Origin of the sequence: Actinoplanes utahensis (genome assembly GCF_016862455.1) — a bacterium.
Classification (GTDB): domain Bacteria; phylum Actinomycetota; class Actinomycetes; order Mycobacteriales; family Micromonosporaceae; genus Actinoplanes; species Actinoplanes utahensis.
Window position 1 is genome coordinate 97,167 of the sequence record NZ_BOMZ01000042.1, and the last position, 15,563, is coordinate 112,729.

Below are 15,563 nucleotides of genomic sequence, written 5' to 3' on the forward strand. Positions count from 1 at the left end.
TGCGGGGGTGACCGAGACCGCCTCCCGGGGACAGACGCTGCGCCAGCTCGGCCCCACCGTCTACCTCCCCTCGGCGGTCTACTCGATCGGTCAGGGCGCCGTCGCGCCGGTCATCGTGCTGACCGCGACCGGCCTCGGCGCCTCCCCCGCGGCCGCGGCGGTCGTGGCCGGCCTCCTCGGGCTCGGGCAGATCAGCGGGTCCCTGCCGGCCGGTGTGCTGATCTCCCGGGCCGGCGAGCGGCGCACCATGCTGCTCGCCGCCGGACTCGCCGTCCCCGCGCTGGTCGCGTGCATGCTCGCGCCGAACGTACTGGTCCTCGGCGCCGCGGTGATGCTCTTCGGCGTGTGCTTCTCGGCGTGGGGACTGTCCCGGCTGTCCTACCTGACCGAGGCCGTCCGCCCGGAACTGCGCGCCCGCGCCATGTCCACCCTCGGCGGCGTCGGCCGGATCGGCACGTTCGGCGGCCCGTTCCTCGGCGCCGGGGCCATGCACCTGGCCGGCCTCGACGGCGCCTACCTGGTCGCGATCACCGCGGTCAGCCTGGCCGCGCTGGTGCTGGTGATCAGCCCGCCGGTCCCGCACGACCGGGCGCCCGTGCCCGGCGCCGAACGCCCCGGCCTCTTCACGATCATCCGCGCCCACCGGCACACCCTGCGCACCCTCGGTTCCGGCGTGCTGCTGGTCGGCGCGCTCCGTTCGTCCCGCCAGATCATCGTGCCGCTGTGGGGCGCGTCGCTCGGCCTCGACCCGGCCACCATCGGCCTGATCTACGGCGTCTCCGGCGGCATCGACATGCTCCTGTTCTACCCCGCCGGCAAGATCATGGACCGGTTCGGCAGACGCTGGGCAGCCGTGCCGGCGATGACCCTTCTCGGACTCGCGCACCTGCTGCTGCCGCTCGCCGGGAACGCCTGGGGACTCGCGGCCGCCGCCCTGCTGATGGGCTTCGGCAACGGTTTCAGCGCCGGCCTGGTGATGACCCTCGGCGCGGACGCCTCCCCGTCCGTCGGCCGCGCCGAGTTCCTCGGCGCCTGGCGCCTCTGCTCCGACCTCGGCCAGGGCGGCGGCCCACTGCTGATCGGCGCGGTGACGGCGGTGGCATCCCTGACGGCGGCGGCCCTCACGATGGGCGGCGCGGGCCTGCTCGCCGCTGGGCTGCTCTACCGATGGATCAAACCCCGGCAGTTGTACGGATAGATCGCCCTCCGCCGGATCCCGGCCGTCCCGTGACCCCGGGCGGCTGCGGCAGGCGTTCCCTCACGACCGTTTCCCGGTGCCACTCATGCATGCCCCTCCCGGCCACCCCGGCCAGGCACCGACCACCCCACGTTCTCGGCCCGGGCCCGGCGAACAGACACCACAACGTCAAGATCGCCGGGTGACACCGCCGGCCGGGTTTCCACCTCCGACGGCAGGCCAAGGCCCTGAGCTCCTAGTCCAGCGGGTCCGGCAGGTCAGCCGACTCCGGCACGCCCGGCAACTTCAGCAGGTCCGGCACGTCCAGCGAGTCCGGCGGGTTCGGGGGTTCGGGGGGTTCGGGGGGGTTCGGGGGGGGTTCGGGGGGCCCGCGGGTTCGGGGGCCGGGGGGTTCGGGGGGGCCGGCTGGTCCGGCTGGTCCGGCGCGCCCGGCGGGTCCGGCTGGTCCGGCGGGTCCGGCGCGCCCGGCGGGTCCGGCGCGCCCGGCGGGTCCGGCGGGAGCCGGGTCAGCGTGCCGGGCTGACGAGGCCGGTGTCGTAGGCGATGATCGTCGCCTGCACCCGGTCGCGTGCCCCCAGCTTGCCGAGCAGGGCGTTGACGTGGGCTTTCACCGTTCCCACGCCGATGCCGAGGGCGGCGCCGATCTCCGCGTTCGACAGGCCCCGGGCGATCGCGGTGAGCACGTCCCGTTCGCGGGGGGTCAGCGCGTCCAGGCGCGGGTCGGCTGTGGGCGCGGCGGTGACCGTCCCGGCCGCGAAGGCGTCGATCAGGCCACGGGTCACGGCGGGGCTGAGCATGGCGTCACCGGCGGCGACGGTCCGGACCGCGGCCACCAGTTCGGCCGGCTGGGCGTCCTTGAGCAGGAACCCGGAGGCCCCCGCCCGTAGCGCCTGGAAGACGTAGGCGTCCTGGTGGAACGTGGTCAGCACGAGAACCCGCGGCGGGTTCGGCCCGGCGGTCAGGCGGGCGGTCGCGGTCAGCCCGTCGACACCGGGCATGCGCACGTCCATCAGGATCACGTCGGGCCGCAGTTCGGCGGCGAGGGCGATCGCGGCGGCGCCGTCACCGGCCTCCCCCACCACCTCGATGCCGGGTTGCGAACCGACGATCACGGCGAGCCCGGCCCTCACCATCAACTGATCGTCGACGACCATCACTCGGATGCTGATGACGACACCTCTTCCACACGCGACGGGCCAGGCCCACCGGAATCGCGGCCCGGATCCGGGGCACCGGATCCGGTGAGCGAGCCGCCACCCGAGCCGCCCGACGGACCAGGACCCATGGAGTCGTGGAGCGGGCCACCACCCGAACCGCCCGACGCGCCGGGGCCGGCGGACTCGTGGAGCGGGCCACCACCCGAACCGCCCGACGGACCGGGACCCACGGATTCGGGAAGCGAGCCACCACCCGAGGCGCCCGACGGACCGGAGCCCACGGATTCGGGAAGCGGACCACCAACCGAGGCGCCGGGACCGGCGGGTTCGTGGGCCGGGCCGGAGCCGGCGGGACCGCGGGAAGGGGTCAGGCCGTCGAGGAGGGAGCGCATCGCGGTGAGGGCCTGGCGGGCTGCGCCGAGGACGCCGGGCAGGTCGCCGCGGTCGGCGGCGCCGGGCACGTCGGCGGCGTGGCGCAGAACCTCCTCGTGCAGGCCGGCGGCGATCCGCAGCCGTTCCGCGCGGGCGTGCAGCGCTGCCTGGTGCAGGGCGGCCGCCACGCCGCCCTCCTCACGCTGCTGTCGCCGGTCGCGGCGCCTCCGGGCGGCGAGGCCGGTTCCCCAGCAGGCCGCCGCGGGCACTGCCAGCAGGATCGCCAGGATCGGGGTGAGCAGGACGACCGTAGCCGGCAGCAGTACGGCGCGGTCGTCGCCGAACTCCGGGTCGTCGGCCATGTCGGCGGCGATCATCACGGCCATGGTCAGCGCCCAGGAACCGGCGGCGGCCGGTACGGCGAGCCAGGTCACGGCGGGTTGCGCGCCACGGGAGCCGACGGCGTGGACCATCGCCAGTTCGGCGACGCAGCCGAAGACGAACACGTAGGCCAGACCGGCCGGTACCACCCCGGTGAGTACCAGCAGCGGGCCGAGGAGGCCGGTGAGAGCGGTCGCCAGCAGCGCCCACCACGGGGCGCGGCGGCGCAGCAGGATCGGGGCGGTGTGCGCGGCGTGGGCGAGCAGCACCAGCACGGTCGCGGCCGGTGACAAGCCCTCCTCGACGGCCAGGCTGATGCCCAGCAACTGCACGGCCATCAGGGCGGCGGCGATGACCCCGTCGATCACGGTACGGCTGCGCAGTCCCGGCTTCGCCGCGTGCGGAACGGCCGCGTCCGGGAAGGTCACCCGGACCCGCCAGCCGCCACCGTCCCGCGGCCCGGCCTCGAAGACGCCACCGGCCGACTGGGCCCGTTCCCGCATCCCGCCGAGGCCCCGCCCGCCACCGAGCCCGACCATCGGGACCCCGCCACCGCGGCCGGCAGCCGGGGCGCCGCCGGGGCCGGCAGCCGAGCCGCTGTCACCGGCTCCGGCCACCGGGGCGCCGCCGCCGTCGTCCTCGACGAGCAGTTCCGCTTCCGTGTAACGCACCGTCACCCGGCCGCCCGGCGCGTACCGCAGGGTGTTGGTGAGCGCCTCCCGCACGATGCCGTAGACCGCCGCGGAGATCGGTGGCCCGGCGGACGGGATGTCGAGGGTGATCCGCTGGCCGAGCGCCCGGAACCCTTCGGCCAGGTCGGTCAGGGCCGGTTCCTCCGCGGGCGCCGGGGCGGCCGGCATGATCGCGACGAGGCGGCGCAGGGCGTCGAGGGTGTCCCGGCCGGTACGCGCGGCGAAGTCGAGCGCCTCCGTCCGCAGGTCGGGCCGCTGGTCGCCGAGCATCTCCGCGGCCGACGCGTTGACCACGATGGACGTGAGGTGGTGCGCGGTGACGTCGTGCAGTTCGCGGGCGAGACGGCGGCGTTCGGCGTCGGCGGCCTCACGTTCGGCCTGCCGGGCGGAGGTGAGCCGGCGGGCGGCGGCCGCGCGTTCGGTGTTCCATCGGGCGCGCCGCCGGCCGAGCGCGGCGACCACACTGTGCATCACGACCGCCAGGCCGACGAGGTACGGGTAGTCGGCGCCGATCCCGTCCTGCACGGCCGCGAGGGCGCTGTCCCAGACGATCAGGGCGAGCACCGCGTACAGGACCTGCCGGGCCGGCGCGCGAACGGCGACGCTGAACAGCGCGACGACCGTGGTCAGCGAGATGATCAGCAGTGCGTCGCCGGTCTCCAGCCACTGCCGCCCGGTGGGTGCCGCGACGGCCGCGAGCACGTTGCCGGCCAGCACCCCGGCGAACGCGGGCACCGGCCGTTCCCGGCGGAAGCCGAGCGCGAACCCGGCGAGCAGGCAGGCGGCGGTGGCCCCGGCCGCGGCCAGGGCCGGTACGGGGTCACCGCGCAACAGTGGGAACCCCGGCCAGAAGAGCAGCTGTCCCGCCACGATCAGCACGGGAAGCGTCCATCTGGCCATGCGCGAGATGCTATCGACAAGCCGGCGTGCGAGGTCCGGCCGCCGCCCGCGCCCCACATGGGGTCGCAGCGTCCGGGCGTGCGGAGTCCGGCCGCCGTCCGCGCCCCGCACGGGTCAGAGCGGCCCGGTGTGCGGAGTCCGGCCACTTCCGTCCGCGCCCGAACTCCGCACGCGGGGTCAGAGCGGCCCGGCCGGGAGTTCGCGGCGCAGGAGTTTGCCTGTCGGGTTGCGGGGCAGGTCGTCGACGAACACCACGTCGCGGGGCACCTTGTAGCGGGCCAGGTTGGCGCGGACGAACTCGCGGATCTCCTGCGGGTCCCGGGCCGATTCGTCGGTGGGGACGATGAAGGCCCGCAGCCGGGTGCCGAAGTCCGCGTCGTCGACGCCGATGACCGCGGCGTCGAGGACGTCCTCGCGGGCGGCGAGCAGGTTCTCCACCTCGAGCGGGTAGACGTTCTCACCCCCCGAAATGATCATGTCGTCGTCCCGGCCGTCGATGTAGAGCAGGCCGTCGGCGTCGAAGTGGCCCTGGTCGCCGGTGGCCATGTACCCGTCGATGATCTGCTTGTGCTGGCCGTCGGTGTAGCCCTCGAACGGGATGCCGGTGCGCACGAAGACCCGGGCCTTGACGTCCGGTTCGGTGACCGCTGCGTCGTTCGCGTCGTAGAGGGCGACCTTCACGGTGACCGGGGGCCGCCCGACCGTACCCGGGGATCTGCGCAGCTCGTGGGGTTGTGCGACGGAGGCGACGGCGACCTCGGTGGAGCCGTAGACGTTGTACAGCACGTCGCCGAAGGTGTTCTGGAACCGCTCGCACAGGTCGGGCGGCAGCGCGGACCCGGCCAGGAACACCGTCCTCAGCGACGACGTGTCGTACTTGGCGATGACGTCGGGGCCGAGCGCGAGGATCCGGTTGAGCACGGTCGGAACGGCGACGAGCATGTGCGCCCGGTGCTCGGCGAGGGCGGCGAGGATGCGTTCGGCGTCGATGCGACGCAGCAGGACGGCATGGTTGGCCAGCGAGAGCCCGACCGTCCAGGCGCCGAATCCGGTGGCGTGGAACAACGGGGACGCGATCACCGCCGTACCCTGCCGGGGGAAGTCGATCCGGTCCGCGATCACGGCGCTGGCCAGCGGCGACACCTTGGTACGCGGCGCCCCTTTGGGCAGGCCGGTGGTGCCGCTGGTGAGGATGATGAAGCCGCCCGGCTTGTCCGGGAGCGGCAGCGGGATCGTGGTCGGCTCGGCGGCGGTGAACTCGTCCACCGACAGCAGCCCGGCGGGCCGGACGTAACCGTCGTCCTCCCAGCTCAGGTAGCGCGGCAGGTCGTCCGGGAGGCCGTCGACCAGGTCGGCGAACTCACTGTCGTACATCAGGAATCGGACGTTCTCCCGCTTCATCACCTCGGCGAGCTGGGACGCGGCCAGGCCGGTGTTGAGCATGGCCAGCCGCCGTCCGGCGCGGGCGGTCCCGGCGATCGCCAGGGCCAGGCCGCGGTGGTCCCGGGCCAGCACCCCGATGATCGACTTCGCTGGCAGGTCCACCTTGCGCAGTGCGTGCGCGAGAGCGTTGGAACGCTGGAAGAACTGCTGGTAGGTCCAGGTCCCGCGCTCGTCGGTGAGGGCGGGCAGGTCGGGGTGTTCGGCGGCGGCCTTCTCGACGAGGGCGGCCTGCGGTCCGAGTCTGGCGTTGTTGCCGGCCGCCTTGATCAGGCGGTCCGGGCGCAGAAGGTTGACGATGCCTATCTGGTGCATCCGCAGCACCGCTTGCAGCGTGCTCACAGTTCAGCCCTTCCATTGGGGTGGCCGGTTCTCGGCGAACGCGCGGACGCCCTCGACGGCGTCCGCGGAGCCGATCACCTCGCCGGCGATGTCGGAGAGACGGTCGAAGGCCTCCGCGGCGCCCCAGTCGCGGTGTTCGTCGACGATGCGTTTCGAGAGCAGGACGGCCAGGGGCGCGTTCGCGGCGATGTCCTGGGCGAGCTCCAGCGCGGTGCTGAAGGCTTTGCCCGGTGACGTGACACGGTTGATCACGCCCAGTTCGTGCAGCCGGCGGGCGGGCATCGGCTCGCCGGTCAGGGCCAGTTCCAGGGCGGTGCTGCGGGGCAGGCTCTGCGCGAGCCGGAGCACCCCGCCGGCCGCGGCGACCAGGCCGCGTTTCACCTCGGGGATGCCGAAGGCGGCGTCCTCCGCGGCGACGATCAGGTCGGCGGCGAGGGCGAGTTCGCACCCGCCGGCCAGGGCGGCGCCTTCGACGGCCGCGATCAGCGGTTTCACCGGCGGCCGGGCGGTGATGCCGAGCAGGCCGCGACCTTCGGTGACCGGGTACTCGCCGCGGGCGGCGGCCTTGAGGTCCATGCCGCTGCTGAACACGGTGTCCGAACCGGTCAGCACCGCCACCCGGGCGATCGGGTCGGCTTCGAAGTCGTCGACCGCCTTCTCCAGAGCACGGGCAAGAGCAAGATCGATGGCATTGCGTACGGCGGGCCGGTTCAGCCGCCACACGGTCACCGGTCCGTGCCACTCGACGATCAGTCCCGGTTCCGGTGGCGCCGGGAACGCGGCCCGCCCGGTGTCCACCACGGTCACCGCGGTCCCGTCGATCTCCAGCCGCCACCCGATCGGATCCACCCCCGAACGTGTGGGGTTCGGCCGCCCATCGCGCCCGAAATCCACATACTCTCCGGCACCGGAATCACCGTCAGCGCCCGCCGAACCGCCCAGCCCCAGCGACGGGTCAGCCGCATCCACCGCTGCGGCTTCGGCCGGAGACCCTGTCAGCAAGTCCGACATTTTAGAAATGCCGGCTAGGCGGAGGACCACCCGGTCGCCGGCGGGCGTGAGGGCCGTGATGACGGCGGCCTCGGCGCGGCCGTCACGGGCGTACGGAATCGTGTACGCCTCGAGAACCGCCGGACCTCGATACGAGCTCAGCGCGCGCCGGGCCGGGGGCCGCGGCAACCGCGGATCCACGTCGATGTCCCGGAACAGCGCGCGGGGCGGCCGGGCCGACAGCACGGTCGCCGCGTGCTTGGTCAGGTACCAGCCGAGCGCCGTCGCCAGTCCGTGGCTCGACGGGTCGGCCCGCAGCAGCGGCACCAGGTTGGCGATCGCGTGACTGGTGTAGTTGTTGCCCGGCCCGCCCGCGAAGGTCAGCCCGCCGGTGACGGTGAGCGGCCGGGACGGGTCGTCGATCGGCAGCCCGAGTTCGAGGGCCGCGATCTGCACGGCGGACGGGAAGCACGCGTACAGATCGATGTGCTCGACCTGGTCGATGGTGAGCCCGCTGTGCCCGAGGACCGCGTCACCGATCGCCTTGATCGCCGGGGAGCCGGCCAGGTCGGCACGCTCGGTGACGAACCATTCGTCGGCGCCGTGCGCTCCGGCGTGCAGGAACACCCACCGGCTCTGATCGATCCCGGCTTCCTGAGCCGCCTCAGCACTGCACACGATGAGCCCGGTGCCCTGGTTGACCTGGAGGTTCGCGGTGAGCAGCTTCGGGTAGGGCGCGGCGATCATGCGGTTGGCCGCGCTCGGCGTGGCCAGTTCCCCGGCGGTGCAGGCGGTGGGCTGCCACGCGTGCGGGTTGGCCGCGGCGATCGCCGCGTACCCGGCCCACAGTTCGGTGATCCGCTTCAGGTGCTCGTCCGGGGTGAGGCCGAGCCGCCCGCGGACGGCCGATTCGATGAGCGCGTAGAGGTAGATCGGCGCGACCAGCCCGGCGGCGGTCTCCGGATCGTTGTTGGCGGGGGCGTCGCTGCCGACGGTCCGGCCGGGTTCGGTCCCGTCCGGCTGCACCGGCCAGCCGAGCGGGCGGGCGGCGCGTTCGGCGGCCGCCGCGGTGGAGGCGGCTTCCGCGCCGCCGACCAGGGCGATCGAGGCGCGGCCCGCGGCGATGTCGGCGGCCACGTCGTTGAGCAGCCGCAACGAGCCGTCGCCGCCGAAGATGGTGGTCTGCACGGTGCGGCCGGGCCGGGCGCCGGCTTGCTCGGCGAGGAGCGCCGCGCCGTCCGGGTATTGCCACGAGACGCTTGCCACGTACCCCGCAAGGTCTGCTTCTCTCAGGATGCCCTCGGCGCCGCTGTCGGTGGCGGCCAGCCGCAACGCCCGCACCGCGAGGGAGACCGGATCGCCGCCGGCGGGGTCGGTGGACTTCTCGGTGACCTGCCCGGCGCCGACGATCACCGGCGTCCAGGGGTCGATCTCCTCGCCGGTGCGCTCGAAGAGGACGGGTGCGGGCTTGGGCTTGGGCGCCGCGCTTGCGGCTTTTCTAGGGGTACGGGGTGAGCGTTCCGCCGACAGCGCCGCCGACCCGAGCGCGTGCAGGGAATTGCGCATGGCGTCGGCGAGGTTCCGCGCGACCATCGGCCCGAGCGGCCCGTCCGCGGAGCCGCCCTCGACACCGCCGTCGAACCGCACCACCGAACCGCCGTCACCGGGCGTCACGGACAGGTAGAAACCGACGGTGATCCCCATCGGGGCGGTGCCCTCGAACCAGACGGCCCGGTCCGGCACCACGCCGGTGACCGTCCAGCGGACCTCGCTCGGCACTCCCATCATCTTGATCCGCTGCCGGAACCGCACCCCCTCGGCGAACCCGGCGGGCGGCTGGTCGATCCATCCGGCGTGCTGGAGCACCCAGTCGGGCATCCGTTCCGGGTCGACCAGCACCGCGTACACCTGCTCGGCGGTGGCCTCGACCCGCACCGTCACCGAGCACGGGTGGGCGAGCCGGCGGGGTGGCTCGACGGCGGCGGGCGGTGCGGGCGGCTCCGGCCGGCTGCGGCTCAGCACCGTGGCGGCGGCCGCGCGGGCGACGGCCAGGCCGGCACGGAGTCTGGCGGGATAGGACCCAGGCATCGACGCCCCCTAACAGTCTGCCGTGACGGTAAGGGCGTGACGTGGGTCACGGCAAGAGCCTGGCGAGCGCCGAGCATCAGCTGTATGGACGCAATTAACCGTCAAGTCGTACGGTAAAGCGGTGAAACGCACCCAGGCACAGCGCAGCGAGGCCACCCGAGGCAGGATCCTGGAGGCCACGATGCAGTGCCTGGTCGAGCGCGGTTACGCGGAGACCACCACCGCCGAGGTCCTGGCCCGCGCCGACGTCCCCCGCGGCACGCTGCTGCACCACTTCCCCACCAAGGTGGACCTTCTCGTCGCCGCGGTGCAATATGTGGCGGGCCGTCGCACCGAGGCCCTGAGCGCCGAACTGGCCGCCGTCCCGTCCGAGGTGGACCGCCTCGACGCGCTCGTCGACATCATCTGGCGGCACTTCTCCTCGCCGCTGTTCTGGGCCGCGCTCGAGCTGTGGAACGCGGCCCGCACCGACACCGAACTGCGCGCCGCGCTGCTCCCGGTGGAGAAAGAGATCTTCGCCGTCCTGCACGACCGGGCCCGCGATCTGCTCGCCGAGAGCTCGCCCGGAGATCCACGGGTGCCGACCGTGGTCGAGTTCAGTTACGAGGTCCTCACCGGACTGGCCATGACCGGCATCGTCAGCGGCGACCTGGGCCGCCGCGAACTGCTCATCCGCCGCTGGAAGCGGGCGGCCGCGATCCTCCTCGGCCACCGCGATCCGTCCACCCTCGTTGAACGTGCCCGCTCGAAGGAGAGTTGATGTTCGACACCCCGGAACGTCTCGACCTGCGCGCCTCCATGAAACAGTTCGTCACCCGTGAGATCCACCCCCACCTGGCCGACTGGGAGCGGGCCGGGGAGATCCCCCGCCACGTGCACGCCGACCTGGTGAAAGCCGGGCTCTACGGCATCGGCTTCCCGGAAGAGACCGGCGGCGACGGCGGCGACACCATCGACACGGTCGTGGCCACTGAGGCGTTCCTGGAAGCGGGCGGATCGTCCGGCGCGCACGCCTCGCTGTTCACCCACGGCATCGCGCTGCCGCACATCATCGCCGCCGGGGACACCGGGCTGATCGACCGGTTCGTCCGGCCCACCCTGGCCGGCGAGAAGATCGGGGCCCTCGGCATCACCGAACCCGACGCCGGGTCGGATGTCGGGTCGCTGCGCACCACGGCGGTCCGCGACGGCGACTCGTACGTGGTGAACGGCGCGAAGATGTTCATCACCTCCGGCATCCGGGCCGACTTCGTCACCACCGCGGTCCGCACCGGCGGGTCCGGCGCGGCCGGGATCAGCCTCCTGGTGATCGAGAAGGGCACGCCCGGGTTCACCGTCTCCCGCCGGCTCGACAAGATGGGCTGGCTCTGCTCCGACACGGCCGAGCTGTCGTTCGCCGACTGCCGGGTCCCGGCCGCGAACCTGGTCGGCCCGGAAGGCTTCGGGTTCGCGCTGATCGGGCAGGCGTTCGTGTCGGAGCGGGTGATCGCGGCCGTGCACGCCTACTCGGTCGCGCAGCGCTGCCTGGACCTCACCCTGTCGTACACGCGGGACCGGGAGACGTTCGGCCGGCCGCTGATCAGCCGTCAGGTGGTCCGGCACAAGCTGGTGCTGATGAGACAGCGGATCGACCTGGCCCGGCAGTACACCCGGTGGGTGGCCGAACGGCACGCCGCCGGCGAGCCGATGATCGGCGAGGTCTGCCTGGCGAAGAACGCGGCGGTGGAGGCCTGCAAATTCGTCGTCGACGAGGCCGTCCAACTGCACGGCGGGATGGGATACATGCGGGAGTCCGAGGTGGAACGGCACTACCGCGACACCCGGATCCTCGGCATCGGGGCCGGCGCCACCGAGATCATGACCGACCTGGCCGCGAAGATGTTCGGCTACCAGTAACGACCGGCTCCCGGCGTGTGGGTTCCGGGGTCGCCACGCGCCCGGACTCCACACCGGCCACCGCGTGTGGGTTTCGGGCACCGGCCCGCCCGGAATCCGCACCGGAACGAACCACGGTATGGGAGTTCGGTCGACAGGTGGCCGAACTCCCGCACCGGAATAGACCACCGCCTGGGGAGTGCGGTCGAACTCCCCAGGCCAGAATGAACCGATCGGCACGGCGTGAAGGGGTGTCCGTGATCCAGTTCGAGCACCGGCCCGGCATCCTCGATCTCTCCTGGGGGCATCCGCGGCCGGATCTGCTGCCGGTGCGGGAGTGGGCGGCGGCGGGCGCGGACCTGGACTGGAAGGCGCTGACCTACGGGTCGTCGGCCGGGCCGGACGCGCTGCTGGAGTCACTCGGGGATCCGGAACGGACGTTCGTCACCGGTGGGGCGTCGCACGGGCTGGCGCTGCTCACCCAGGTCCTCACCCAGCCGGGCGACGTGGTGCTGCTCGACTCCCCCACCTACCACCTGGCCTTCCCGATCCTCACCGACCGCGGTTTGGAACTGGCCCACACGATCCCCAGCCCGACTACGCCCGGTCCCTCCACCGCCGGCCCCACCACGCCCGACGCCACCACGGCCGCTCCCCTCACTGTCGGTCCCACCATCGCCGGACCCAGCACGCCCGGACCCGCCACCGCCAGCACGCCCGGACCCACGACCGCCAGCACCATCCCGGCCGAACCCACCACAGCTGGTCCCACTACGGCCGCTCCCACCACCGCCAACACCATCCCGGCCGAACCCACCACGGCTGGTCCCACCACGGCCGGTCTCACCACCGCCGCCACCACCACCCTCGAACCCACCACCTCCGGACGCGTTACGGCCGAATCCATTACGGCCGAACCCACTGCGGGCGGAGGGAGCACGGCAGCGGCGGGTCCCGACCCCGCCCTGCTCGTCGCGCAGATCCGACATTTCCGGAAAGCCGGTAAGAGGGTGCGGCTTCTCTACCTCGTGCCCACCTTCGGCAACCCCACCGGCGCCAGCCTCCCCGACCAGCGGCGGCGCGAGCTGATCGAGATCGCCCGGCAGGAGGGCGTGACGATCGTCGAAGACGACACCTACCGGGAGCTGGCCTATGACGGACCGGCCCCACCGTCCCTGTGGGAGATGGCGGGAGGTGATCCTGTGGTCCGATTGGGATCATTCGCCAAGACCGTGGCGCCGGGCCTGCGACTTGGCTGGATCAACGCCGAACCGGAGATCATCCGACGGCTCACCGGGCTGGGCTACGTGCACAGCGGCGGCGGGGTCAATCACACCACCGCGGTGACAATGGCGGCGTTCCGGACCGGGGGCGGTTACTCACAGCATGTGGCAAGAATCCGGCGCGAATACCGTACCCAAAGAGATGTCCTGGTCAACGCACTCCGCAAGCGAATCGCAGGCCGGGACGTGCCGGTTCCCGCCGGGGGCTGGTTCGTCTGGTTGCCGCTGCCCGCGGGACTCACCGCAAGCGCCCTGCTGCCCCGCGCCGAGGAACGAGGCGTCTCTTTCGTGCCGGGCTCCCGGTTCTGGGCCGACGGCTCCGGCGGTGCCGGCCGGATCCGGCTGAGTTTCTCCCACCTGTCCGCGATTGATCTGGAGCGGGCAGCCGATCGGCTGGCCGCGGCGATCACCGCGACGCCGTCACGACAAGGGCGTCGATGAGCCGCCCGATCGAACTCCCGACGGCACCACCGCAACCAGAACGACCACGAGCCGCCCGGCCGATCACCGCGACGGCACCACCGCAACCAGAACGACCACGAGCCGCCCGGCCGATCACCGCGACGGCGCTGCCGCGACCAGGGCGGCGATGAGCTTCTCGACGGTGCCGGGGAAGGCCGAGTTGTACATGGACGGCAGGTGTTCGCGGACCAGGTGCACGTTCGGGTACTCCCCGGCGGGCAGGGACGCGTAGACCCGGGACCAGGCCTGCTGCTCGGCCTCCTCCTGTTCGTCGGTGAGGGGCGCGGCATCGACGGCGGCGACCGCGAGGACGGTGTCGACGAAGTCGCGGTAGTGCCGGACGGCGTCGGCGGGCGCGAATCCGGCGTTGAGCATGATGCCGATGCCGGTGTCGACGGTTCGCATCTCGTGCGGGCCGGCGGTGACGCGGACCGCCCGCAGGTGGGCGAGCCGGGGGTGGAGCCGCATCGAGCGGCGCAGCGAGTCGGCGAGGTAGCGCAGCGAGTCGGCCCAGTGGTCCTGGGGGACGAAGTCGTTGAGCGCGTCGCCGATCAGCCGGTCGGCGACGGCGAGCAGCAGCGCGTCCATGTCGCGGAAGTAGCGGTAGACGGCGGTCGGGTCGGCGCCGAGTTCGGCGCCGAGCCGCCGGACGCTGAGTTTGTCGCCGCCGGGCGCGTCGATGAGCCGCAGCGCTGTGTCGACGATCATGTCGGCGGTGAGCACGACTCCGGCGCGGGTTTTCCGGCGCCGGGCTCCCACGCTGCGCACACGTTCCACTCCAGCCACCCCACCACCATAGGCTCTCCTTATGTCAACGCATTGACATAAGCATGACGGGAGCGGTTTCATCTGTTCACGAGATCTCCACCGGCCGACACCTGGAGATCTCGAGAAGAGTTGAAAGGACTCACCATGGCGGCGACACCCCCCGCTTATGACCTCGCCATCCGCACTGACGTGAAACGCATCCGCAAGGCCCTGGACGGCGCGTCCCGGACCCCGTTCTGGCTGGAGGACCCGGGTCGGCCGGCGCCCGAGCCCGCGCTGAACGGTGCTACCGACGCCGACCTGCTGGTCATCGGAGGGGGTTACTGCGGGCTGTGGACCGCCCTGATCGCCAAGGAGACCGACCCGGCACGTGACGTCGTGCTGGTCGAGGGCAACGAGATCGCCTGGGCGGCGAGCGGGCGCAACGGCGGGTTCGTCGAGGCGAGTCTCACCCACGGCACGGAGAACGGGCGCCGGCACTTCGCCGACGAGCTGCCGATCCTGGATGCTCTGGCGGCGGAGAACTTCGCCGAGTTCGAGGCCGCGATCGTCCGGCACGGCATCGACGCGGAGTTCGTCAAGGAGGGCGTGCTCGCCGTCGCGACCGAGCCGCACCAGGTCGACGAGCTGCGGGCCGCGGCCGGGCCCGGCACCACGTTCTACCGGCGTAAGGAGCTGACCGAGCTGGTGCGTTCCCCGCTGTTCCGGGCCGGCCTGATGCAGCACGAGGGCGGCGCCCTGGTGCACCCGGCCAAGCTCGCCTGGGGCCTCAAGGCGGCCTGCCTGCGGCTCGGCGTGCGGATCTACGAGAACACCCCGGTCACCGCGATCAAGGAGAAGGAGAAGTCGGTCCGGGCCACCACCTGGGCGGGCAGCGTCAAGGCCCGCAAGGTCGCGCTGGCCACCAACGGCTTCCCGTCGCTGCTCAAGCGCAACCGGCTGCTGACCGTGCCGATCTACGACTACGTGCTGATGACCGAGCCGCTCACCGACGCCCAGGTCGCCGAGATCGGCTGGACGAAGCGGTTCGGCATCTCGGACACCTCACGCCAGTTCCACTACTACCGGATGACCTCGGACAACCGGATCCTGTGGGGCGGTTACGACGCGGTCTACCACAAGGGCGGCGAGATCCGGCCGGAGCACGACCAGAACCCGGAGACGTTCGCCCGGCTCGCCGACCACTTCATGCGGACGTTCCCGCAGCTGCGGGACGTGCGCTTCACCCACGCGTGGGGCGGCATGATCGACATGTGCACGCAGCTGGCCGCGTTCCAGGGCCGGGCGATGGGTGGCAAGGTGGCGTACAGCAGCGGCTTCACCGGGCTCGGCGTGGCCGCCACCCGGTACGGCGCGACAGTCATGCTCGATCTCCTCGACGGCCGCGACACCGTGCGTACCCGGGTGAAGATGGCGAAGAAGAAGCCGCTGCCGATCCCGCCGGAGCCGATGCTGTACCCGGCGGTGCAGGTGATCCGCAACGCGATCGCCCAGTCCGACCGCAACGGCGGCCGTGACGGTTTCATCCTGAAGGCGGCGAACGCGTTCGGTTTCTCGTTCGACTCCTGAGCCCGCTCAGGCGGGGCGACTCCCGAGTCCTGAGTCCGCTCAGGCG

At 72.5% G+C, this 15,563-nt stretch carries 10 protein-coding genes; 5 read left to right on the forward strand and 5 right to left on the reverse strand.

The genetic code is table 11. The annotated features are described in order from the left end of the window. The first annotated feature begins 7 nt into the window (after positions 1–7). Positions 8–1,198: an MFS transporter gene (locus Aut01nite_RS15705; protein ID WP_043531978.1), complete on the forward strand. Its 1,191-nt coding sequence runs from the start codon at positions 8–10 to the stop codon at positions 1,196–1,198. 506 nt (positions 1,199–1,704) lie between these two features. Here the strand turns inward: Aut01nite_RS15705 and Aut01nite_RS15710 are convergent. From Aut01nite_RS15710 to Aut01nite_RS15730, 4 genes are all read right to left on the reverse strand, one after another. After that, positions 1,705–2,352: a response regulator gene (locus Aut01nite_RS15710; RefSeq protein WP_236643119.1), complete on the reverse strand. Its 648-nt coding sequence runs from the start codon at positions 2,350–2,352 to the stop codon at positions 1,705–1,707. Further along, entirely contained in the window at positions 2,352–4,700 is a 2,349-nt protein-coding gene (locus Aut01nite_RS15715) for a sensor histidine kinase (protein ID WP_204037547.1), read from the reverse strand. The genes Aut01nite_RS15710 and Aut01nite_RS15715 overlap by 1 nt, the downstream gene beginning before the upstream one ends. Positions 4,701–4,877: 177 nt before the next feature. After that, positions 4,878–6,482 carry an AMP-binding protein gene (locus Aut01nite_RS15720; protein ID WP_043531982.1) on the reverse strand — a complete coding sequence of 535 codons (1,605 nt, stop codon included), beginning with the start codon at positions 6,480–6,482 and terminating at the stop codon, positions 4,878–4,880. A gap of 3 nt (positions 6,483–6,485) precedes the next feature. Further along, on the reverse strand, positions 6,486–9,560 hold the full coding sequence (locus Aut01nite_RS15730; protein WP_043531983.1) for a type II toxin-antitoxin system Rv0910 family toxin: 3,075 nt from the start codon (positions 9,558–9,560) through the stop codon (positions 6,486–6,488). Positions 9,561–9,681: 121 nt separating this feature from the next. Between Aut01nite_RS15730 and Aut01nite_RS15735 the strand changes: the two genes are divergently transcribed. The 3 genes from Aut01nite_RS15735 (at position 9,682) to Aut01nite_RS44300 (ending at position 13,159) form a co-directional block, all read left to right on the forward strand. After that, the gene (locus Aut01nite_RS15735; protein WP_043531985.1) at positions 9,682–10,320 is read left to right on the forward strand and encodes a TetR/AcrR family transcriptional regulator; all 639 of its coding nucleotides are present in this window, start codon (positions 9,682–9,684) and stop codon (positions 10,318–10,320) included. Further along, on the forward strand, positions 10,320–11,456 hold the full coding sequence (locus Aut01nite_RS15740) for an acyl-CoA dehydrogenase family protein (protein ID WP_043531987.1): 1,137 nt from the start codon (positions 10,320–10,322) through the stop codon (positions 11,454–11,456). Before Aut01nite_RS15735 ends, Aut01nite_RS15740 begins: the two co-directional genes overlap by 1 nt. 236 nt (positions 11,457–11,692) lie before the next feature. Then, on the forward strand, positions 11,693–13,159 hold the full coding sequence (locus Aut01nite_RS44300; RefSeq protein WP_152629074.1) for an aminotransferase-like domain-containing protein: 1,467 nt from the start codon (positions 11,693–11,695) through the stop codon (positions 13,157–13,159). 114 nt (positions 13,160–13,273) lie between these two features. On the opposite strand, the gene Aut01nite_RS15750 is transcribed toward Aut01nite_RS44300, so the two are convergent. After that, positions 13,274–13,948 (reverse strand): TetR/AcrR family transcriptional regulator, encoded by a 675-nt coding sequence (locus tag Aut01nite_RS15750; RefSeq protein WP_236643120.1) that lies wholly within the window; start codon positions 13,946–13,948, stop codon positions 13,274–13,276. Positions 13,949–14,092: 144 nt separating this feature from the next. Here Aut01nite_RS15750 and Aut01nite_RS15755 point away from each other — a divergent pair, with 144 nt between their 5' ends. Further along, positions 14,093–15,517, forward strand: coding sequence for an NAD(P)/FAD-dependent oxidoreductase (locus tag Aut01nite_RS15755; RefSeq protein ID WP_052164475.1), 1,425 nt, complete (start codon positions 14,093–14,095; stop codon positions 15,515–15,517). Positions 15,518–15,563: the final 46 nt, after the last annotated feature.